The organism is Paenibacillus tyrphae, from assembly GCF_024158745.1.
Taxonomy (GTDB): domain Bacteria; phylum Bacillota; class Bacilli; order Paenibacillales; family NBRC-103111; genus Paenibacillus_G; species Paenibacillus_G tyrfis_A.
Genome location: NZ_JAMZAW010000001.1, coordinates 495,421 through 520,893, shown reverse-complemented (window position 1 = coordinate 520,893; position 25,473 = coordinate 495,421). Strand labels below are relative to the sequence as shown.

Annotated in this window: 1 protein-coding gene and 2 pseudogenes; all 3 read left to right on the top strand. The window is 58.5% G+C overall.

Annotated elements, in window-relative coordinates; all coding sequences use genetic code 11:
* Positions 1 to 33: 33 nt before the first annotated feature.
* Positions 34 to 7,020, top strand: a pseudogene (locus NI000_RS37315) (amino acid adenylation domain-containing protein); the annotation flags it as partial.
* Positions 7,003 to 13,323 (top strand): annotated as a pseudogene (locus NI000_RS37310) (amino acid adenylation domain-containing protein); the annotation flags it as partial. The pseudogenes NI000_RS37315 and NI000_RS37310, both read left to right, overlap by 18 nt.
* Positions 13,297 to 25,473: a non-ribosomal peptide synthetase gene (locus NI000_RS37305; RefSeq protein ID WP_301292302.1), complete on the top strand. Its 12,177-nt coding sequence runs from the start codon at positions 13,297 to 13,299 to the stop codon at positions 25,471 to 25,473. The pseudogene NI000_RS37310 and the gene NI000_RS37305, both read left to right, overlap by 27 nt.

Sequence of the window (25,473 nt, the reverse complement as noted above, 5' to 3'; positions counted from 1 at the left end):
CAGACTTTCTACTATGGAAGGAGAACTAGAGAAGCGATGAAGGTAGCATTCGAGAGAGAAACCGCGTTCTGGAACAAGGTATTCGAAGGTGAAGAAAATACGCCTACGGCACTTCCTTACAGCAAAGCTCCGAATCAAGCTCCCGGCCTGGACCGGACGATGTCCGTCGCATTGTCCGGCGAGGTCTCCGAGCGGATCGTTCAAATGAGCAAAGGCGCGCCTTTGGCCGCCTATATGATTTTGCTGACGGGAGTCCAAAGCTTACTATACAAATATACAAGCAACAGCTCGATTTTGGTGGGGATGCCTGTCGTCACCAAGCCAAACGAGGCCCGGCGTCCCGTCAACCAATTGGTTATTCTCAGGGAAGAAGTCCGCGATGACAGCACCTTTAAAGCTTTGCTTGGCGGAGCGAAAACCTCGGTTACGGCTGCCATTAACCATCAGAACGTTCCGTTTCGCCTGATGGCGGAACGTCTGGAGCTGCAATATGCGGACGGCGTGCCTGTCGTCAACACGCTTGTTGCGTTGAAGCAGCTTCATATTACGGATTATCGGCAAAGCGCGGTTTCGGATGCGGTATTCGAATTTGAATTGGACAAGGATGCAGTCCGACTCCATTTAACATATAACGGGAATCTGTACACCGAATCGTTCATGGCGCAAACGGTCGACCATTTGAACCGGTTGTTTTCCGTCGTATTGTTCCAGCCGGATCTCGCGTTGGGACAGGTCGATCTGTTGTCGGAGACCGAGAAGCATCAATTGCTGGACATCTTCAATCAAACCGGCACGGATTATCCCCGGGACACCGCGATCCATCGGTTGTTCGAGGAGCAGGCGGAGCGCCGTCCGGATGCGGTGGCGGTTGCTTTCGAAGACCGGCAGCTGACGTACGGCGAGCTGAACGAGCGCGCCAACCGCCTGGCAAGAACGCTGCGGAACGCAGGCGTGCAGGCGGACCAACTGGTCGGCATTATGGTGGAGCGTTCGCTGGACATGATCGTGGGCATTATGGCCATTCTGAAAGCCGGCGGGGCGTATGTGCCGATCGATCCGGAATATCCGGAAGAGCGCATCCGTTACATGGTGGAGGATTCGGGTACACAGGTGCTGCTTTCGCAAGGGCATCTGCAGACGCGCGTTTCTTTTTCCGGCACATGGATTCGCCTTGACGGCGAGGAAGCTTACCATGAGGACGGCTCCAATCTGGAGCCTGTCAACGGTCCGGAGCATTTGACCTACGTGATCTACACGTCGGGTACGACGGGCAAGCCGAAAGGGAACTTAACGACGCACCGCAACATTATTCGCGTCGTCAAAAATACGAATTACGTCGACATTACCGAGCAGGATAAGCTGCTGCAATTGTCGAGCTATTCCTTCGACGGTTCGACCTTCGACATTTTCGGCGCTTTATTGAACGGAGCCAAGCTGGTCCTTGTGCCTAAGGAAACCGTGCTGGATGTGGCGAAATTGGCCGGTCTGATCGAGGAGCAGCAAATTTCGGTGATGTTCATTACGACCGCGTTTTTCAACGTTCTTGCCGATATGAATCCGGATTGCTTGCGTCATGCGCGCGCCGTTTTGTTCGGCGGGGAACGCGTGTCGGTCAGCCATGTGCGCAAAGCGCTCGGCCATTTGGGGCCGGGGAAAATCAAGCACGTGTACGGCCCGACGGAGAGCACGGTCTTTGCGACGAGCTACGATGTGCACGAAGTCGAAGACGGGGCTGTCAGCGTCCCGATCGGAGGCCCGATCAGCAACACGGCGATTTATATCGTAAATGGTCAAAACAAGCTGCAGCCGATCGGCGTGGCCGGTGAGCTATGCGTGGCTGGGGACGGCCTGGCCCGAGGCTACCTGAACCGTCCTGACCTGACGGCGGAGAAGTTCGCGGACAATCCGTTCGTTCCCGGGGAGCGGATGTACCGGACGGGAGACCTGGCCAGATGGCTGCCGGACGGCACGATTGAGTACGTCGGACGGATCGACGACCAGGTGAAAATCCGCGGTTTCCGGATTGAGCTTGGCGAAATCGAAGCGCACCTGCTGAAATTGGACGCTATCGAGAAGGCAACGGTCGTCGTACGGGAAAGCGCGAACGGCGAGAAGCAGCTGTGCGCTTATTACGTGGCGGATCGTTCGCTTCCGGCGAACGAAGTAAGAAGCACCCTGTCACAGGAGCTGCCTGCTTACATGCTTCCGTCCTATTTTGTGCAGCTGGAACAGATGCCGCTCACTACGAACGGTAAGGTCGACCGCAGAGCGCTGCCTGCGCCGGAAGAAAGCATGCAGACCGGCGTGGAGTTCGTGGAGCCACGGACGGAGCTGGAAGCCGGAATCGTTAAAATTTGGAAAGAAATTCTTAAGATAGAAAAAATAAGCGTCAAAGACAGTTTCTTCGAGCTTGGTGGCCATTCGCTGCGCGCGACGACCATGGTTAGCCGGCTTCACAAAGAGTTGAACATCAGCCTGCCGCTGCGGGACGTATTCCGGTATCCTACGGTCGAAAAGCTGGCCGAGGCCATCAGCGGAATGGGCGAGCAGGCATACAGCTCGATTCCTGCCGCGGAAGAACGGGAAGTTTATCCGCTATCGTCCGCGCAAAAGCGGCTCTACATTTTGCATCAGCTGGAAGGGGCCGAGCAAAGCTACAACATGCCAGGCGTGACGCTGCTCGAAGGAGCGCTCGACCGCAACCGGCTCGAAGAAGCGTTCCGGGTACTGATCGCGCGGCATGAGACGCTGCGAACCGCCTTCGAGATGATAGGCGGGGAGCCGATGCAGCGGATCTACCCCGAAGTGGAGTTTGCGGTAGAGCATATCCGGGCGAACGAGGAAGAAGCCGACGCAGCGGTGAAGCAATTTATCCGCGCCTTCGACTTGGCAAAGCCACCGCTCTTGCGGGTAGGCTTGATCGAGCTGGCGCCCGAACGCCATCTCTTGATGTTCGACACGCACCATATCGTGTCCGACGGGATTTCCATGGACGTTCTGGTGGAAGAGTTCGCCCGTCTGTACGGCGGGGAAGAGCTGCCGGCGCTGCGCATCCAGTATAAGGATTACGCCGTATGGCAGCAGTCCGAAGCGCAAAAAGAGCAGTTGAAGCGCCAGGAGTCCTACTGGCTTGAAGCGTTCCGCGGGGAACTGCCGGTGCTCGAAATGCCGACGGACTATGCCCGCCCTGCCGTGCAGAGCTATGACGGGAATGCGCTCCGCTTCGAGCTCGATGCGCAGAAACGGGAAGGCCTGCAGCGGATCGCGGCGGACAACGGCGCGACGCTGTACATGGTGCTGCTGGCCGCCTACACGATCCTGCTGCAAAAGTACACCGGCCAGGAGGACGTTGTCGTCGGTACGCCGATTGCGGGAAGAACGCACGGCGATCTGCAGCCGCTGATCGGGATGTTCGTCAATACGCTGGCGGTCCGCAACTATCCGGCGGCGGACAAAACGTTCCTCTCGTATTTGGAGGAAGTGAAGGAAACGACGCTTGGCGCGTTCGAACGCCAGGATTATCCGTTCGAAGAGCTGGTGGACAAGCTGAAGCTGGCCCGCGACTTGAGCCGCAATCCGCTCTTTGACACGATGTTTACTCTGCAAAATACGGAGAACAAGGAGTTCCACCTGCCGGGCTTGCAGCTTACGCCGTACCCGGTTGAAGAACATACGTCGAAATTCGACCTGAGCTTGGACATCATGGAAAGCGGCGACGGCTTCCTATGCGGGATCGAATACGCAACGGCGTTGTACAAGCGGGAAACGATCGAACGAATGGCGAAGCATTTCGAGCAATTGCTGGCGGCCATCGTGAACGATCCGGCGGTGAAAATCGCGTCGCTGGGCATCCTGACGGCGGAAGAGAAGGCGCAGATCGAGCATGTGTTCAACCCGGCCGCGCCGGATGCGCCGGAGAACGAAGCGTTCCACGCGCTGTTCGAGAAACAGGCGGAGCGTACGCCGGAGGCAATGGCGGTCGTCTGCGAAAACGACCGGCTGACGTACCGGGAGCTGAACGAACGGGCGAACCGTTTGGCGCGCACGCTGCAGGCTCAAGGCGTGAAGCCGAACCAACTGGTGGGCATTTTGGCCGACCGTTCGACCGATCTGCTTGTCGGCGCTATGGCGGTCTGGAAAGCGGGCGGCGCCTACGTGCCGCTGGACCCGGATTATCCGTCCGACCGCATCCAGTTCATGCTGGAGGACAGCGCAGCCTCGGTGCTGCTGACGCAAACGCATCTGCAGGAACGCGCACGGCAATGGGTGCAGGGAGAGCCGACGCTGCAAGCGGTGCTTTGCCTGGACGACGAAGCGGCGTATGCCGAAGACGCGTCGAACGTGGCGAACGTGAACGAGCCGCACGATCTGGCTTATGTGATCTATACGTCGGGTACGACGGGGCGTCCGAAGGGCGTGATGATCGAGCACCGCAGCCTGGTCAATACGGCGGCGGGATACCGCCGGGAGTATCGTCTGGATCAGTTCCCGGTACGGCTGCTGCAGCTGGCGAGCTTCTCGTTCGACGTGTTCGTCGGAGACATCGCGCGGACGCTGTACAACGGCGGCACAATGGTTATCTGCCCGAAAGACGACCGGATCGATCCGGCCCGTCTGCACTACTGGATCAGCGAAGAGAAGATCACGATCTTCGAATCGACGCCGGCGCTTATCGTGCCGTTCATGGACTATGTGGCCGAGCACGGGCTGGACATGAGCTCGATGGAGCTGCTGATTACCAGCTCCGACAGCTGCAGCGTGACGGATTACCGGGTGCTGCAGGAGCGCTTCGGCTCGCAGTTTAGAATTATCAACGCTTACGGGGTAACGGAAGCGGCGATCGATTCGAGCTTGTACGACGAGCCGCTGGACAAGCTGCCGGAGGCGGGGAACGTGCCGATCGGGAAAGCGGCGCTGAACGCCAAGTTCTACATCGTCGACGCGCACTTGAATCCGGTGCCGGTGGGCGTACTGGGCGAGCTGTGCATCGGCGGCATCGGAGTGGCGCGAGGCTACCTGAACCGTCCGGAGCTGACGGAAGAGAAGTTTGTGGACAGCCCGTTTGTCGAAGGCGAGCGTTTGTACCGGACGGGCGACTTGGCAAGGTGGATGCCGGACGGCAACGTGGACTTCATCGGCCGGATCGACAACCAGGCGAAAATCCGGGGGTACCGGATCGAGACGGGCGAGATCGAGACACAGATGCTGAAAGCGGAAGGCGTGGGGGAAGCGGTCGTCGTCGTCCGGGAGGATGCAAAAGGCCAGAAAGTGCTGTGCGCCTACTTCACGGCGGAGAGCGAGCTGAAGCTGAGCGAGCTGCGGAGCAGCCTGTCGCAGGAGCTGCCGGGGTACATGATCCCGTCGTACTTCATGCAGCTGGAGCAGCTGCCGCTGACGGCGAACGGAAAGATCGACCGCAAAGCGCTGCCGGCGCCGGATGCGAGCATGCAGACAGGCGTGGAATATGTCGCGCCGCGGACGCCGCAGGAGGAGAAGCTGGCCGACATCTGGCAGGAAGTGCTGGGGCTGGAGAAGGTGGGCATGAAGGACAACTTCTTCGAGCTGGGCGGCCATTCCCTGCGCGCGACGCTGCTGGTCGGCAAGGTGCATAAGGAGATGAACGTGGAGCTTCCGCTGCGGGACGTGTTCCGCTGCTCGACGGTGGAAGACATGGCCCAGGCGATTGCCCGGATGGAGGAGCAGGCATACGTTTCCATCCCGACGGTCGAGGAAAGGGAGTACTACCCGGTATCTTCTGCGCAGAAGCGTCTCTACATCCTGCACCAATTGGAAGGGGCGGAGCAAAGCTACAATATGACCGGCGAGCTGGTGCTCGAAGGGGCATTGGACCGCGCCCGATTGGAGGAAGCGTTCCGTGAGCTGATTGCGCGGCACGAGACGCTGCGCACGGGCTTCGAGCTGGTGAACGGGGAGCCGGTGCAGCGGGTGTACAAGGAAGTGGACTTCGCCGTCGAGCATTATCGGGCGAGCGAGGAAGAAGCCGGGGACATCGTACGCGGATTCGTGCGCACGTTTGACTTGGCGAAGGCGCCGCTCCTGCACGTAGGCTTGGTCGAGCTGGCGAAGGACCGGCACATCCTGCTGCTGGATATGCACCATATCGTCTCCGACGGCATGTCGACGGATGTGTTGACCGAAGAGTTCGGACGGTTGTACAACGGGGAAAGCTTGCTGCCGCTGCGCATTCAATACAAGGACTTTGCGGTATGGCAGCAGTCCGAAGCGCAGCAGGAGCTGGTGAAACGCCAAGAAGCCTACTGGCTGGACATGTTCCGTGGCGAATTGCCCGTGCTTGAAATGCCGACGGATTACCCGCGCCCTGCGGTGCGGAAATTCGAGGGAAGCACGCTTTCCTTCCGTCTGGACGCCGGGCTGAACGAGGCCTTGAAGCGGGTCGCGGCGGAAAGCGGAGCGACGCTGTACATGGTATTGCTGGCTGCGTACAACGTCATGTTGCAAAAATATACGGGTCAGGAAGACATCGTCATCGGCACGCCGATTGCGGGAAGAACGCACGGAGATCTGCAGCCGCTGATCGGGATGTTTGTTAACACGCTGGCCATCCGCAATTATCCGGCCGGCGGGAAAACGTTCCGTTCGTTCCTGGCCGAAGTGAAGGAAACGACCCTGGGAGCCTACGAGCATCAAAGCTACCCGTTTGAGGAACTGGTGGAGAAGCTGCAGGTGCCCCGGGATTTGAGCCGCAACCCGATTTTCGACGCGATGTTCGTTCTGCAAAATACGGAAAACGAGGAGCTTCAGCTTGACGGGCTTACGCTGGCTCCGTATCCGAGCGGCAATACGATCGCGAGATTCGATCTGACGCTGGACGTGACGGAAACCGGCAGCGGGCTGGAGTGCAACCTGGAATACGCGACCTCCTTGTATGCACGGGAAACGATCGAACGCATGGCGAAGCATTTGGAGCAATTGCTTACTGCGATCGCAAAGGCTCCGGAAGCGCCGATTGCCGCGCTGGAGATGCTGACGGCGGAGGAGCGGGCTCAGCTTCATCACGTGTTCAACGCTACGGCAGCAGACTATGAAGCGGACAAAACGATCCACCAATTGTTCGAGGAACAGGCGGAGCGCACGCCGGATCACCCGGCTGTTGTCTTCGAAGACCGGCAGCTGACGTACCGGGAATTGAACGAACGGGCGAACCGGTTGGCGCGCACGTTGCAGGCTCTGGGTGTGCGGAAGGATCAGCCTGTAGGACTCATGCTTGAGCGCTCTTTGGAAATGGTTGTGGGCATGTTTGCCGTCCTGAAAGCCGGAGGAGCCTATGTGCCGATTGATCCGGAATATCCGGAGGACCGCATCCGCTACATGCTGGAGGACTCGGGCGCGCAAGTGCTGCTGGCCCAGCGTCGTTTGCAGGAGCAAGTATCGTTTGACGGGAACGTCGTCACGGTGGATGACGAGCAGGCATACGCCGCAGATGGCTCGAATCTGGAGTCCGTCGCGGGTCCGAACGATTTGGCGTACATCATTTATACGTCGGGGACGACCGGCAAGCCGAAAGGAGTAATGCTCGAGCATCACGGGCTGTGCAGTTTAAAGCAGATGTTTGCGAACACCTTGCAAATGACCGGACAGGACCGGGTCGTTCAATTCGCCAGCCTGTCGTTCGACGCATCGTGCTGGGAAGTATTCCAAACGCTGTTCTTCGGCGCGACCTTGTACATCCCGACGAAGGAAACGATTCTGGATTATCAATGGTTCGAGCGGTACATGAGCGATAACGGCATTACGACCGCTACGCTGCCGCCGACCTATGCGGTCTACCTGAACCCGGACCACATGCCGGGCTTCAAAAAGCTGATCACGGCAGGCTCCGCATCATCCTTGGAGCTGCTACAGCAGTGGAAAGACAAAGTGAAATATTTCAACGCCTATGGTCCGACGGAGGACTCGATCTGCACGACCATTTGGACGCCTTCGACCGAAGACGTCAGCCAGCTGAAGTTGGTGCCGATCGGAGGTCCCGTCGTCAATCATCGGATTTATATTGTCGATGCGCATCATCAACAGGTGCCCGTCGGCGTGGCCGGCGAGCTGTGCGTTGCAGGCGTAGGTCTGGCGCGTGGCTATTTGAACCGTCCCGACCTGACGGCGGAGAAATTCGTGGACAATCCGTTCGAGCCGGGCGAGCGGATGTATCGGACGGGCGATTTGGCCAAGTGGCTGCCGGACGGAACGATCGAGTATTTGGGCCGAATCGACCATCAGGTCAAAATCCGCGGTTACCGGATTGAGCTCGGCGAGATCGAAGAGCAGTTGCTGAAAGTCGCGTCCGTTCAGGAAGCGATTGTCATCGCTCACGACGACGCAAGCGGACAGAAGCAACTGTGCGCGTACTTCGTAGCCGACCGGACGCTGTCGGTGGGTGAGCTGAGAGGGGAACTGTCCGGCGAGCTGCCGGGATACATGATCCCGTCGCACTTCGTACAGCTGGAGCGGATGCCGCTGACGCCGAACGGAAAGATCGACCGTAAGGCGCTGCCCGCTCCGCAAGGAAATGTTTCGGCGGGAGCCGACTACGTCGCGCCTCGGAGCGAGGAGGAAAAAGTGCTCGCCGCCGTATGGCAGGCGGTGCTGGGTGCCGAACGCGTCGGAGCAACGGATCACTTCTTCGAGCTCGGCGGAGATTCAATCAAGTCGATTCAGGTTTCGTCCCGCCTGCATCAGGCCGGGTACAAGCTGGAAATCCGTGACTTGTTCAAATATCCGACCGTCGCGCAGCTGAGCAAGCATATCCGGCCGGTGGCGCGGATGGCCGATCAAGGCGAGGTAAGCGGCGATGTCGCGCTGACGCCGATCCAGCACTGGTTCTTCGAGCAGCAGTTTGCCGAGCCGCATTACTTTAACCAATCGGTCATGCTGCACCGCAAGGACGGCTTCGACGAGGCGGCGATTCGCAAGGTGCTTCGGAAGCTTGTGGAGCATCACGATGCGCTGCGCATCGTATTCCGCAAGTCCGGGAACGGCTACATTGCATGGAACCGGGTGGTCGGAGACGGCGAGCTTTACGGTCTGGAAGTGGTCGATCTCAAAGGGGTCGAGGCGTCCGCGGAAGCGGTCGAAGCCAAAGCGAACGAAATCCAGGGCAGCATCGATCTGGAAGCGGGACCGCTTGTCAAAGCGGGGCTGTTCCAATGCGCAGATGGCGACCATCTGCTGATCGCCATCCATCATGGAGTGGTAGATGGCGTATCGTGGCGCATTTTGCTGGAGGATCTCGCCATCGCCTACGAGCAGACCGTTAAGGGAGAAGAGCTTCGTCTGCCTGCGAAAACGGATGCGTACCGCACTTGGTCCGAGCAGCTTGCGGCGTATGCGCAAAGTCCGGTTATGGACCGCGAGCTGGCCTATTGGCAGCGCATCGCGCAAACGAAGGTGCAGCCGCTGCCTAAGGACGAGCAGGTGGACGCTTCCTTGCAGCAGGATAGCGAATCCATTTCGGTAGAGTGGGCCCGCGAAGAAACGGAGCAGTTGTTGAAGGGCGTCCATCGCGCGTATAACACCGAAATCACCGATATTTTGTTGACGGCGTTGGGGCTGGCCGTACAGAAATGGAGCGGTCTCGACCGGGTGCTGGTGAACCTGGAAGGCCACGGCCGGGAGTCCATCATGACGGATATCGACATTACCCGCACCGTAGGCTGGTTTACGAGCAAATATCCGGTTGTGCTTGAGCTGGAGCAAGGCAAAGACCTGTCCTATCTGCTCAAGAAAACGAAAGAAGACCTGCGTCAAATCCCGAATAAAGGGATCGGCTACGGCATAGGCCGGTACTTGTCCGAAGCCAAGGACGATATCGCGTGGGGCGCGGAGCCGGAAGTCAGCTTCAACTATCTCGGACAATTCGATCAGGATCTGCAAAACAGCGACATCGGGGTATCGGCGCATACGGGCGGCAAGCAGTCGAGCGACCGTCAAAAGCGAAGCTTCGCGCTGGATATCAATGGCATGATTGCAGACGGAACGCTGTCGCTTGAACTGAGCTACAACGGCAAGGAATACCGCCGGGAGACGATGGAGCGTCTGGCCGCTTCGCTTCAGGAAAGCCTGCGCGACCTCATCGCTCACTGCGTTTCGAAAGAGCGGGCGGAATTGACGCCGAGCGACGTTCAGTTCAAAGGCCTGAGCGTGGAGGAGCTTGAGCAAATTTCCGGCCAAACGCAGCAGATCGGGGACATCGAGAACATCTATGCGCTTACGCCGATGCAAAAAGGGATGTGGTTCCACAACACCCTGAACCGGCATGGCGGCGCCTATATCGAGCAAACACTATTTAACGTTCAGGGCGCTCTGAATATCGAGCTGTTCGCCCGCAGCTGGAACGAGCTGGCGGCGCGGCATGCGGTGCTGCGCACCAACTTCCACAGCGGCTGGAGAGGGGAACCGCTGCAGATCGTCTACCGTTACAAGCCGGTTGAGTTTGCTTATGAGGACCTGCGCCATCTGGCCGAGGCCGAATGGAGCAAGTATCTCGATCAACTGGTGAACGAGGACAAAACCCGCGGCTTCGATCTGGAGCAGGATGCGCTGATGCGGGTGAAAGTCGTCCGTACGCAGGAAGAAAGCTTCCATGTGCTCTGGAGCTTCCATCATATTTTGATGGACGGCTGGTGCTTGCCTCTGATCGCCAAAGAGCTGTTCGACACGTACGAGGCTTACATGCACAACGATCTGTCCGAACGGCCTGCGGCTCCGTCCTACAGCCACTATATCGAATGGCTGGAGAAACAGGATGTGGAAGCGGCCGCCCGTTATTGGTCCGGGTACTTGGCAGGGTACGACAGCCAGACGACGCTGCCTCAAGATAAATTGCACAAAAAGGACGGAGAGTACGAGGGAGCCCATGTCCTCCGCCCGCTGGGCAATAGCTTGACCGAACGGATGAGTCGGATTGCCAAGCAGCATCAGGTGACCGTCAATACGTTGATGCAGGCAGTTTGGGGCGTTATTTTGCAGAAGTATAACGGAACGGACGATGCGGTATTCGGCAGCGTCGTTTCCGGAAGATCGGCGGAAATTCCGGGCATCGAAGAGATGATTGGGCTATTCATCAACACGATTCCGGTCCGCGTCTCCTGCGAGGCGGAGCAAAGCTTTGCCGACGTGATGAAGCGCGTGCAGGAAGCGGCCTTGGAGTCCGGACGCTACGACTACTATCCGCTGTACGAAATTCAGGCGCAGAGCGCCCAAAAGCAGGATCTGATCAGCCATATTATGGCCTTCGAGAACTTCCCGATGGACGAGCAGATCGAGCAGGCGGGCGGCGACGAGAACGGAAAGCTTAAGATTACGGATGTCGACATTGCGGAACAAACGAACTATGACTTTACTTTGGTCGTGATGCCGGGAGAAGAGCTTGTCGTCCGTTTCGATTACAATGCGTCCGTGTACGAGCAGTCTGCCATGGAGCGGCTGATGGGGCATCTTGTCTACGTGCTCGAACAGGTTACGGCGAACCCGAACACTCCCGTAAGCGAGCTGGAGCTGACGACCGAGGCGGAGAAAGCGGAGATTATCCACGTATTCAACAATACGGTGGCGGAATACGAGCAGGAACAAACGATTCACGGGCTGTTCGAAGAGCAAGCGCTGCGCAATCCGAATGCGGTGGCGGTTGTGTTCGAGCAATCGCAGCTTACGTACGGGGAACTGAACGAGCGGGCGAACCGTTTGGCGCGGACGCTGCGCGATGCCGGAGTGCGGCCGGATCAGTTGGTAGGCCTTATGGTCGAGCGCTCGCTGGAGATGGTCGTCGGCATGATGGCGATTATGAAAGCCGGCGGTGCCTATATTCCGATCGATCCGGAATATCCGGAGGACCGCATCCGGTACATGCTGGAGGATTCGGGTGCGCAAGTGCTGCTGACACAGCGTCATTTGCAGGAACGCGTATCGTTTGCCGGGACGTTTGTGGCGGTGGACGACGAGCAGGCTTACAGCGCAGACGGCTCGAATCTGAAGCCGGTCGTCGGACCGAATCATTTGGCGTACGTGATCTATACGTCGGGAACGACGGGCAAGCCGAAAGGGGTTATGGTCGAGCACCACGGCCTGTCCAACCTGAAGCTGATGTTTGCGAACACGTTGCAAATCACGGAGCGGGACCGCGTCGTGCAGTTTGCCAGTCTGTCATTTGATGCGTCGTGCTGGGAGATTTTCAAAGCGCTGTTCTTCGGCGCTGCGCTGTATATTCCGACATCTACGACGATTCTCGACTATCCGCTGTTTGAGAGCTATATGAACGAGAACGGCATTACGGCGACGATCCTGCCGCCGACTTACGCGGCTTACCTGAATCCGGACCGGATGCCAAGCCTGCAGAAGCTGATCACGGGCGGCTCGGCGGCTTCCGTCGAATTCGTTCAGCAGTGGAAAGACAAGGTGCGGTACTTCAACGCCTACGGGCCGACGGAAGCCTCGATCGTCACGTCGATTTGGGACGCGGCATCGGACGGTTTCGGAAATCGAAAGTCGGTACCGATCGGCCGGCCGCTTGCGAACCACCGCATTTACGTCGTGGATTCGCACAACCGGATGCTGCCTGTCGGCGTGGCCGGGGAGCTGTGCATCTCGGGCGTCGGGCTGGCACGGGGCTACTTGAACCGTTCCGAGCTGACGGCGGAAAAATTTGTCGACAATCCGTTTGAACCGGGTGAGCGGATGTACCGGACGGGCGACTTGGTTCGCTGGCTGCCGGACGGCAATCTCGAATACTTGGGCCGGATCGACCATCAGGTGAAAATTCGCGGCTACCGGATCGAGCTGGGAGAAGTGGAGACGCAGCTGGCGAAAGTCGACGCTGTTCAGGAAACGATTGTTCTCGCGCGCGAGGACGCAAACGGACAGCAGCAGCTCGTGGCTTACTTTGTAGCGCAAAGAGAGCTTTCGGCTGCGGAACTGAGAGCGGCGATGTCGCAGGAGCTGCCGAACTATATGATCCCGTCGTATTTCGTTCAGCTGGAGCAGATGCCGCTTACCCCGAACGGGAAGATCGACCGCAAAGCGCTGCCTACTCCGGAAGGAAGCATGCATGGGGGCGGAGCGTACGTCGCGCCGCGGACGCCGACGGAGGCCAAGCTGGCGCGCATCTGGCAGGACGTGCTCGGGCTGGAGAAGGTTGGCGTGAAGGACAACTTCTTCGAGCTGGGCGGACATTCGCTGCGTGCAACGGCATTGGCCAGCAAGGTACGCAAGGAACTGAATATGGAGCTTCCGCTGCGGCACATTTTCCAATTCCCGACGGTCGAGCAATTGGCGGAGGCGATCGGCCAACTGGAGCAGCAGGCATTCGATGCGATTCCTGTCGTCGAAGAACGGGAGTACTATCCGGTTTCCTCGGCTCAGAAACGTCTCTTTATCCTGCATCAGCTGGAAGGCGCGGCCCAAAGCTACAACATGCCGGGCGTGATGGGGCTCGAAGGAGCGCTGGACCGCGAGCGGTTCGAAGAGACGTTCCGCAAGCTGATTGCGCGTCATGAAACGCTGCGGACGGGCTTCGAGCTGGTGGACGGCGAGCCGGTACAGCGGATCTATCGGGAAGTGGAGTTTGCCGTCGAAACGGTTCAGGCCGGTGAAGAAGAAGCCAAAGCGATCGTGCGCGACTTCATTCGTCCGTTTGATCTGGCGAAGCCGCCGCTTTTGCGGGTAGGCTTGATCGAGCTGGCGCCCGAGCGGCACATCCTGATGCTGGATATGCATCACATTGTTTCCGACGGCGTCTCGGCGGATGTTCTGGTGGAAGAATTCGCCCGGCTGTATAGCGGGGAAGAGCTGCCGACGCTGCGCATCCAGTACAAGGATTATGCCGTATGGCAGCAGTCCGAAGCGCAAAAAGAGCAGTTGAAGCGCCAGGAGGCTTACTGGCTCGAAGCGTTCCGCGGGGAGCTGCCGGTGCTTGAAATGCCGACGGACTATGCCCGCCCTGCCGTGCAGAGCTATGCCGGCGATACGCTTGATTTCCGCATGAGTTCGGAAATCAGCGAAGGGTTGAAGCGGATCGCTGCGGAAAGCGGCGCGACGCTGTACATGGTGCTGCTTTCCGCCTACACGGTTCTGCTGCAAAAGTATACGGCTCAAGAGGATGTCGTCGTCGGTACGCCGATTGCGGGCAGAACCCATGCCGATCTGCAGCCGCTGATCGGGATGTTCGTCAATACGCTGGCGATCCGCAACTATCCGGCGGCGGACAAAACGTTCTTCTCGTATTTGGAGGAAGTGAAGGAAACGACGCTTGGCGCGTTTGAACACCAGACTTATCCGTTTGAAGAACTGGTGGACAAGCTGCAGATGGCTCGGGACTTGAGCCGCAATCCGCTCTTTGACACGATGTTTTCCTTGCAAAATACGGAAAACAAAGAGATGCATCTTCCGGGGCTTCACCTGACACCGTACCCGACCGAGTACGGCATGTCGAAATTCGACCTGAGCCTCGACGTGATGGAGGACAGCGCAGGCCTGGAGTGCAGTCTCGAATATGCAACAGCCTTGTACAAGCGGGAAACGATCGAACGAATGGCGAAGCATTTCGAGCAATTGCTGGCGGCCATCGTGAACGATCCGGCGGTGAAAATCGCGTCGCTGGGCATCCTGACGGCGGAAGAGAAGGCGCAGATCGAGCATGTGTTCAACCCGGCCGCGCCGGATGCGCCGGAGAACGAAGCGTTCCACGCGCTGTTCGAGAAACAGGCGGAGCGCACACCGGAGGCAATGGCGGTCGTCTACGAAAACGACCGACTGACGTACCGGGAGCTGAACGAACGGGCGAACCGTTTGGCGCGCACGCTGCAGGCTCAAGGCGTGAAGCCGAACCAACTGGTGGGCATTTTGGCCGACCGTTCGACCGATCTGCTCGTCGGCGCTATGGCGGTCTGGAAAGCGGGCGGCGCCTACGTGCCGCTGGACCCGGATTATCCGTCCGACCGCATCCAGTTCATGCTGGAGGACAGCGCAGCCTCGGTGCTGCTGACGCAAACGCATCTGCAGGAACGCGCACGGCAATGGGTGCAGGGAGAGCCGACGCTGCAAGCGGTGCTTTGCCTGGACGACGAAGCGGCGTATGCCGAAGACGCGTCGAACGTGGCGAACGTGAACGAGCCGCACGATCTGGCTTATGTGATCTATACGTCGGGTACGACGGGGCGTCCGAAGGGCGTGATGATCGAGCACCGCAGCCTGGTCAATACGGCGGCGGGATACCGCCGGGAGTATCGTCTGGATCAGTTCCCGGTACGGCTGCTGCAGCTGGCGAGCTTCTCGTTCGACGTGTTCGTCGGAGACATCGCGCGGACGCTGTACAACGGCGGCACAATGGTTATCTGCCCGAAAGACGACCGGATCGATCCGGCCCGTCTGCACTACTGGATCAGCGAAGAGAAGATCACGATCTTCGAATCGACGCCGGCGCTTATCGTGCCGTTCATGGACTATGTGGCCGAGCACGGGCTGGACATGAGCTCGATGGAGCTGCTGATCACAAGCTCCGACAGCTGCAGCGTGACGGACTATCGTGTGCTGCAAGAGCGATTCGGCTCGCAGTTTAGAATCATCAACGCTTACGGGGTAACGGAAGCGGCGATCGATTCGAGCTTGTACGACGAGCCGCTGGACAAGCTGCCGGAGGCGGGGAACGTGCCGATCGGGAAAGCGGCGCTGAACGCCAAGTTCTACATCGTCGACGCGCACTTGAATCCGGTGCCGGTGGGCGTACTGGGCGAGCTGTGCATCGGCGGCATCGGAGTGGCGCGAGGCTACCTGAACCGTCCGGAGCTGACGGAAGAGAAGTTTGTGGACAGCCCGTTTGTCGAAGGCGAGCGTTTGTACCGGACGGGCGACTTGGCAAGGTGGATGCCGGACGGCAACGTGGACTTCATCGGCCGGATCGACAACCAGGCGAAAATCCGGGGGTACCGGATCGAGACGGGCGAGATCGAGACGCAGATGCTGAAAGCGGAAGGCGTGCGGGAAGCGGTCGTCGTCGTCCGGGAGGATGCAAAAGGCCAGAAGGTGCTGTGCGCCTACTTCACGGCGGAGAGCGAGCTGAAGCTGAGCGAGCTGCGGAGCAGCCTGTCGCAGGAGCTGCCGGGGTACATGATCCCGTCGTACTTCATGCAGCTGGAGCAGCTGCCGCTGACGGCGAACGGAAAGATCGACCGCAAAGCGCTGCCGGCGCCGGATGCGAGCATGCAGACAGGCGTGGAATATGTCGCGCCGCGGACGCCGCAGGAGGAGAAGCTGGCCGACATCTGGCAGGAAGTGCTGGGGCTGGAGAAGGTGGGCATGAAGGACAACTTCTTCGAGCTGGGCGGCCATTCCCTGCGCGCGACGCTGCTGGTCGGCAAAGTGCATAAGGAGATGAACGTGGAGCTTCCGCTGCGGGACGTGTTCCGCTGCTCGACGGTGGAAGACATGGCCCAGGCGATTACCCGGATGGAGGAGCAGGCATACGTTTCCATCCCGACAGTCGAGGAGAGGGAGCATTATCCGGTATCTTCTGCGCAGAAGCGTCTCTACATCCTGCAGCAGCTGGAAGGAGCGGAGCAAACCTACAACATGCCGGAAATGCTGGTGCTCGATGGAGCGCTGGACCGCGGTCAGTTGGAGGAAGCGTTCCGTCAGCTGATCACGCGGCACGAGACGCTGCGTACGGGCTTCGAACTGGTGAACGGGGAGCCGGTGCAGCGGGTGTACAAGGGAGTGGACTTCGCCGTCGAGCATCATCGGGCGAGCGAGGAAGAAGCCGGAGACATCGTACGCGGATTCGTGCGCACGTTTGACTTGGCGAAGCCGCCGCTCCTGCGCGTAGGCTTGATCGAGCTGGCGAAGGACCGGCACGTTCTGATGCTGGATATGCACCACATCATCTCCGACGGTGTCTCGACGGATGTGTTGACCGAAGAGTTCGGGCGGTTGTACAACGGGGAAAGCCTGCTGCCGCTGCGCATTCAGTACAAGGACTACGCGGTATGGCAGCAGTCCGAAGCGCAGCAGGAGCTGATGAAACGGCAGGAGGCCTACTGGTTGGACGTATTCCGCGGCGAGCTGCCTGTGCTCGAGCTGCCGACGGATTACCCGCGCCCTGCGGTGCGGAAGTTCGAAGGAAGCCTGCTTCAGCGCCAGTTGGATCCGAAGCTCGGCGAAGGCCTGCAGCGGATCGCGGCGGAAAGCGGTGCAACGCTGTATATGGTGCTGCTGGCTGCCTACAAGGTGCTGCTGCAAAAATATACGGGTCAGGAAGACATCGTCGTCGGCACGCCGATCGCGGGAAGAACGCACGGCGATTTACAGCCGATCATCGGGATGTTTGTTAACACGTTGGCGATCCGCAGCTACCCGGACGGCAAGAAAACGTTCCGTTCATTCCTGGACGAAGTGAAGGAAATGATGCTGGCAGCCTACGAACATCAGAGCTACCCGTTCGAAGAGCTGGTGGAGAAAGCGCAGCCTGCCCGCGACTTAAGCCGAAACCCGCTGTTTGATACGTTGTTTGCGCTGCAAAACAAAGAGACCGGAGAGCTTCAGCTCGAAGGACTGCGGCTGACCCCGTATCCGGGCGAGCATACCGTGGCGAAATTCGACTTGAGCGTGGACGTTACGGAAGGCAGCGAAGGCTTGGAGTTGAGCATGGAATATGCGACCGCCCTGTACACAAGGGAAACGATCGAGCGGATGGCGAAGCATTTCGAGCAATTGCTTGCCGCCATCGTGCAGGCTCCGGAAGCGCCGCTTGCTTCGCTGGAGATGATCACGGCGGAAGAGAAGGAGCACATTCAGCGCGTGTTCAACGCTACGGCAGTCGACTATCCTTCGGACAAAACGATTCATCAACTGTTCGAGGAACAGGCGGAGTGCACGCCGAATCACCTTGCCGTTGCATTCGAGGGTAAGCAGCTGACGTACCGCGAGTTGAACGAACGGGCAAACCGGTTGGCTCGCACCTTGCGGGAAGCGGACGTGCAGCCGGATCAACTGGTAGGCCTGATGGTCGAGCGTTCTCTCGAAATGGTCGTTGGCATGATCGCGATCCTGAAAGCCGGAGGCGCTTATGTACCGATCGATCCGGATTATCCGGAGGACCGCATCCGGTACATGCTGGAAGATTCGGGTGCGAAGCTGCTGCTTGCCCAAGGGCATCTGCAGGACCGCGCGACGTTTGCCGGCAAGCTCATCAATTTGAACGACGAGGAAGCTTACCACGAGGACGGTTCCAATCTGGAGACGGTCAACGGTCCGGAGCATCTGACTTATGTGATCTACACGTCGGGAACAACGGGCAAGCCGAAAGGCGTCATGGTCGAGCACCGGAATGTCGTGCGGCTGGTTAAAAATACCAACTATGTAGAACTGAACGAACAGACGCATATTTTGCAAACCGGAGCGGTTGTATTCGACGCTTCGACCTTCGAAATATGGGGCGCGCTGCTGAACGGCGGAAGACTGTATGTGGTGCGTAACGAAACGATTCTGGACGCTTCGAGCCTGAAAAACGCGATTCAGCTGTACGGCATTAACACGATGTGGCTGACGGCGCCGCTGTATAACCAGCTTTCGCAGCAGGACAGCGGAATGTTCGCGGGACTGAAAGCCTTGATCGTCGGGGGAGACGTGCTCTCCGTACCGCATATTAATCGGGTTCTGCGCGAGCATGCGGGGCTAAGCATTGTCAACGGATACGGTCCGACGGAAAATACGACGTTCTCCACGACACATACGATTGTCGGCGAGCAGAAGGAAGCGGTGCCGATCGGCAAGCCGATCAACAACTCTACGGCGTACATCGTCGACAGCAAGCTGAGCCTGCTGCCTGTTGGAGTATGGGGTGAGCTGATCGTCGGCGGAGACGGCGTCGCGCGCGGCTATTTGAACCGGCCGGAGCTGACGGCGGAGAAATTTGTGGAAAGCTCCTTCCTCCCAGGCGAGCGCTTCTACCGGACGGGAGACCTGGCAAGATGGCTGCCGGACGGAACGTTGGAATATAAAGGCCGGATCGACGAGCAGGTGAAAATCCGCGGCTACCGGATCGAGCTGGGCGAGATCGAAGAGCAGCTGTTGAAACTGGCGTCCGTACAGGAAGCGACGGTTATCGCGCGCGAAGACGAAAGCGGGCAGAAGCAGCTGTGTGCCTACTACGTAGCGGACCGGGAGTTGACGGTCGGCGAGCTGAGAGCGGCATTATCTCAGGAGCTGCCGAACTATATGATTCCGTCGCACTTCGTGCCACTGGAGCGGATGCCGCTGACGCCGAACGGGAAGATCGACCGCAGAGCGCTGCCCGCACCGCAAGGAAACGCCCCTGTGGGAGTGGAGTATGTAGCGCCGCGGACCGAGCAGGAGAAGGCTTTGGCTGCCGTATGGCAGGCGGTGCTGGGGGCCGAGCGCGTCGGGGTGACGGATCACTTCTTCGAGCTTGGCGGAGACTCGATTAAATCGATTCAGGTGTCGTCCCGTTTGCATCAGGCCGGGTACAAGCTGGAAATCCGCGACTTGTTCAAATATCCGACCTTGGCGCAGCTTAGCCAGCATATTCAACCGGTGGCCCGCATGGTCGACCAGGGCGAAGTGACCGGAGAGGTCGGGCTGACGCCGATCCAACGCTGGTTCTTCGAACAGCCGTTAGCCGATCCGCATCACTTCAATCAGGCCTTCATGCTGCATCGGAAGGACCGCTTCGAAGAGGCGGCACTTCGCCAAGTGCTGCAGAAGCTTGCGGAGCATCACGATGCACTGCGTATCGTATTCCGCAAGGCGGAGAACGGCTATACCGCATGGAACCGGGCTATTGAAGAAGGCGAGCTGTACAGTCTGGAAGTGGTCGACTTCAAAGACGTCAAGTCTTGCGAGCAAGCGATCGAAGCCAAGGCGAACGAAATTCAGAGCAGCATCGACCTCGAAGCAGGACCGCTGTTTAAAGCGGGGCTGTTCCAATGCGCGGACGGCGATCATCTGCTTCTCGTCATTCACCATGGCGTCGTCGACGGCGTATCTTGGCGGATTCTGCTGGAGGATATCGCGCTCGGCTACGAACAGACGGCCAAAGGAGAAGAGGTTCGCCTTCCGGCGAAAACCGATTCGTTCCGTACGTGGTCCGATCAGCTCGCAGCGTATGCGCAAAGTCCGGCGATGGAAAACGAGCGGGCGTACTGGGAGCAAATTGCCCAAACCGCCGTGGCGCCGCTGCCCAAGGATAAGCAATCTGATCGTTCCTTACAGCAGGATAGCGAATCTATCACGATTCAATGGAGCCGTACGGAGACGGAGCAGCTCTTGAAGAAAGTCCACCGGGCGTACAATACGGAAATGAACGACATCCTGTTGACGGCGCTGGGCATGGCGGTGCAGAAATGGAGCGGCCTCGATCGTCTGCTGGTGAACCTGGAAGGACACGGCCGGGAATCCATCATGACGGATATCGATATTACGCGCACCGTGGGCTGGTTCACAAGCAAGTATCCGGTCCTGCTCCAGATGGAGCCGGGCAAAGGCTTGTCTACCCGGATCAAGAAAGTGAAAGAGGATCTGCGCCGAATTCCAAACAAGGGAATTGGATACGGCTTATGCCGCTACTTGTCCGCACAGCCGGATGGTACCGTATGGGGAGCGGAGCCGGAGATCAGCTTTAACTATCTCGGACAATTCGATCAGGATCTGTCCAATAACGATATCGGCTTATCGCCGTATTCGAGCGGTTCGGAAATGAGCGACCGGCAGGCCCGCAGCTTCGCCTTGGACATCAACGGCATGATCACGGACGGTTCGCTGGCGCTTGAGCTGAGCTACAGCCGGAAGGAATACCACCGCGAGACGGTGGAGGAGTTGGCCGGCATGCTGCAGGAAAGCCTGCAGGAAATCATCGCGCATTGCGCGGCGAAACAATGGGCGGAGCTGACGCCGAGCGATGTCCAGCTCAAAGGGCTCACCGTCGAGGAGTTGGAGCAGATTTCCGCGCAGACGCGCAACGTCGGGGAAATCGAGAACATCTATACACTTACGCCGATGCAAAAAGGCATGTGGTTCCACACAACCCTGGACAAGGAAGCTGGAGCGTATTTCGAGCAAATGCGCTTTACCGTGCAAGGAAGTCTGGATGCGGAGCTGTTTGCCAAAAGCTGGAACGACCTGGTCGCCCGTCACGCAATCCTGCGGACGAACTTCTTCAGCGGACCGCGAGGGGAGCCTCTGCAAATCGTCTACCGCGACAAGCGGATCGGATTCGTCTATGAAGATCTGAGCCATTTGCCGGCGGAAGAGCAGCAGGCGTCCGTCGAAAGGCTGGAGCAAGAAGACATCGCCCGCGGGTTTGATCTGGAGCAGGATGCGCTGGTACGCGTTGCGGTCATCCGCACACAGGAAACCAGCTACCGGGTGCTCTGGAGCTTCCATCATATCCTGATGGACGGCTGGTGCTTGCCTCTGGTCGTCAAAGAATTGTTTGAAACGTACGAGGCTTACGTTCAGGGCGATCGTCCCGAGCATAAGGCGGCACCGGCGTACAGCCAGTATATCGAATGGCTGGAGAAGCAGGACGGTGCAGCGGCATCCGCCTATTGGTCGGAGTACTTGGCGGGATACGAGAGTCAGACGGCGCTGCCTCAGGAGAAAGCGCAAAAACGAAGCGAAGGCTATGAGGCCGAGCATGTCGTTTGCCAGCTGGATAAAGAGCTAAGCGCTCGGATGAACCGGGTCGCGAAGCAGTGCCGGGTGACGGTGAATACGCTGATGCAAGCGGCATGGGGCGTCATTCTGCAGAAGTATAACACAACCGACGATGTGGTGTACGGCAGCGTTGTTTCGGGCCGACCGGCGGAAATTACGGGCATCGAAGAAATGATCGGGCTCTTTATTAACACGATCCCGGTTCGCGTTGTCTGCCAGCCGGAGGAAAGCTTTGCCGACGTGATGGGAAGAATGCAGGAGGCTGCGCTGGAATCCGGACGTTACGACTTCTATCCGCTGTATGAAATTCAGGCTCAAATCGCTCAAAAGCAAGAGCTGATCAACCATCTGCTGGTATTCGAAAACTACCCGATGGACGAACAGGTGGAGCAGGCGGGCGGCGACGATAGCGGTACGCTCTCGATTACGGACGTTGATGTGGCGGAGCATACGAACTATAACTTCACCGTGACGGTCTTCCCGGGAGACGAAATTGTCGTGCGTTTCGATTACAACGCGCTAGTTCTTGAACAGGCTGATATGGAGCGGCTGAAAGGGCACCTGCTGCATATGCTTGAGCAAATCGTCACCGACCCGCAAGCTTCCGTACGCGACTTGGAGTTGGCTACCGCGGCGGAGAAGTCGGAAATTATCCACGTGTTCAACGACACTGCTGCGGAGTATGCCCGGGAGCAGACGATTCACGGTCTGTTCGAGGAGCAGGCGGAGCGAACGCCGGATAAAGCGGCGGTCGTCTTCGAGAATACACAGCTCACCTACCGGGAGCTGAACGAGCGGGCAAACCGGCTGGCTCGGACGCTGAGAGCGGAGGGCGTGCAGGCGGATCAGCCGGTCGGATTGATGATCGAACGGTCGTTGGAGATGATCGTCGGCGTGTTTGCGATCATGAAAGCCGGGGGCGCCTACGTACCGATCGATCCGGAATATCCGGAAGACCGTATCCGGTACATGCTGGAAGACTCGGGTGCGCAAGTGCTGTTGACTCAGCGTCATTTGCTGGAACACGTTTCGTTCGCCGGGAAAGCCATCGCTGCGGATGACGAGCAGGCCTACAGTGAAGACGGCTCGAATCTGGAGCCGGTCGTCGGGCCGAATCATCTGGCGTACGTGATCTATACGTCGGGAACGACGGGCAAGCCGAAAGGGGTCATGGTCGAGCATCACGGGCTCTGCAGCTTGAAGCTCATGTTCGCCGAAACGCTGCGGATCACCGAGGAAGACCGGGTCGTACAATTTGCAAGCTTGTCGTTCGATGCTTCGTGCTGGGAAATTTACAAGGCGTTGTTCTTTGGCGCAACCTTGTATATCCCGGCCAAGGATACGATTCTGGACTATCCGCTGTTCGAAAGCTACATGAACGAGAACGGCATTACGGCAGCGATCCTGCCGCCGACCTATGCTGTCTACCTGAGCCCGGACCGCATGCCGAGCTTGAAGAAGCTCATTACGGGCGGCTCCGCCGCTTCGGTCGAATTCGTTCAGCAGTGGAAGGACAAGGTCCACTATTTCAATGCCTACGGACCGACGGAAGCTTCGATTGTAACGTCCGTATGGGTGGCTTCGTCCAACGGCTTCGATCTGAGATCGGTTCCGATCGGTCGTCCGATTGCGAATCACCAAATCTTTATTGTGGATTCGCAAAATCACATGCTGCCGGTCGGTGTGGCCGGAGAGCTGTGCATCTCGGGCGCAGGACTGGCGCGAGGTTATTTGAACCGTCCTGAGTTGACGGCGGAGAAATTCGTGGACAACCCGTTCCTGGCGGGCGAGCGGATGTACCGGACGGGCGATTTGGCCCGCTGGCTGCCGGATGGCAACATCGAGTATTTGGGCCGGATCGACCATCAGGTGAAAATCCGCGGCTATCGGATCGAATTAGGCGAGATCGAGGAGCAGCTTTTGAAAATCACTTCCGTTCAAGAAACGATTGTCATTGCTCGCGAAGACGCAAACGGGCAGCAACAGCTTTGCGCGTACTTCGTGGCAGAACGGGAACTGACGGTGAGCGAGCTGAGAGGCGCGTTATCGCAAGAGCTGCCGGGCTATATGATTCCGTCCTACTTCGTGCAGCTAGCGCAAATGCCGCTGACGCCGAACGGAAAGATCGACCGCAAGGCGCTGCCGGCGCCGGAAGGAAGCGTGCAGACGGGTGCCGATTTCGTAGAGCCGCGTACTCCGGTGGAAGCCGAATTGGTACGCATCTGGCAGGAAGTGCTCGGAACCGGGCCGATTAGCGTGAAGGACAATTTCTTCGAGCTGGGAGGCCACTCCTTGCGCGCAACGGTGCTGTCTAGCAAAGTGAACAAGGAGCTGAACGTCAATCTGCCGCTGCGGGACGTTTTCCGCTTCCCGACGGTTGAATCGTTGGCTCAGGTCATCGACGGGCTGGAGCGCGAGGAACACAGTGGCATCCCGGTGGTCGAAGAGCGGGAGTACTACCCGGTTTCCTCCGCACAGAAGCGGCTGTTCATTCTGCATCAGCTGGAAGGAGCGCAGCTAAGCTACAACATTCCGGGCTTCGTGACCCTCGAAGGACCGCTGGATCGCGACCGCTTCGAAAATGCCTTCCGTCAACTGATCGAGCGTCATGAGACGCTGCGTACCGGTTTTGAGATGGCAAGCGGCGAACCTGTTCAACGCGTATATAGCGAGGTCGAATTTGCCGTAGAGTACAGCAAAGCGACCCAGGAAGAAGCCGTGGAAATTGCGAAACGATTCGTCCGTCCGTTTGACTTGAGGAAGCCGCCTCTGCTTCGCGTAGGACTGGTCGAAGTGGAGCCGGAACGTCACATTCTGATGCTGGATATGCATCACATCATTTCGGACGGCGCCTCCGTGGGCATTTTGCAGGAGGAGTTCTCCAGACTGTATGCGGGCGAGAAACTGCCGCCTCTGCGGATTCAATACAAGGATTACGCCGCATGGCAGCAGTCCGAGGCGTATGCCCAACGCGTGAAGAAGCAGGAAGGGTACTGGCTGCAAGCCTTGGCGGGAGAACTGCCCGTCATCGAGCTGCCGACCGATTACGAAAGACCTGCCACCCGAAGCTTCGAGGGGGCGGAGCTTGAGTTTGAAGCCGACGAAGCTCTTACGCAGCGGCTGAACGAGCTGGCGGCCCATAGCGAAAGCACGCTGTATATGGTTCTGCTGTCTGCGTATACGGTACTGCTGTCCAAATACAGCGGACAGGAAGACATCATCGTCGGAACGCCGGTTGGCGGAAGAACGCACGCGGATGTCGAACCGGTCATCGGAATGTTTGTCAATACGCTGGCGATCCGCAACTATCCGGCGGGCGACAAAACGTTCCTCTCCTATCTGGAGGAGGTCAAAGAGACGACGCTGGGAGCCTTCGAGTATCAGGACTATCCGTTCGAAGAGCTTGTCGAACAGTTGAACGTGAAGCGGGATACGAGCCGAAATCCGGTGTTCGACACGATGTTCGTCTTGCAAAATACCGAGGATCGCGGAATTGAAGCGGATGCGCTCAGCCTGACTCCGTTCGTCTTCGATCAGACGGTCGCCGCGCAATTCGACCTGACCTTGTCGGTGGCCGAAGATGACGGCGCCATCCGCGGAAACTTCCAATATGCCGCCAAATTGTTCAAAGCGACCATGATCCGCAAAATGTCGAAGGATTTGTTGGCTGTCCTGAAGCAAATCTGCGAGAACCCGGAAATCCGGTTAAGCCAGATCCAATTGAATGGGCCCGAGAATGACAACAAAGATTCGTTAAACAGCATCGAATTCGCCTTCTAG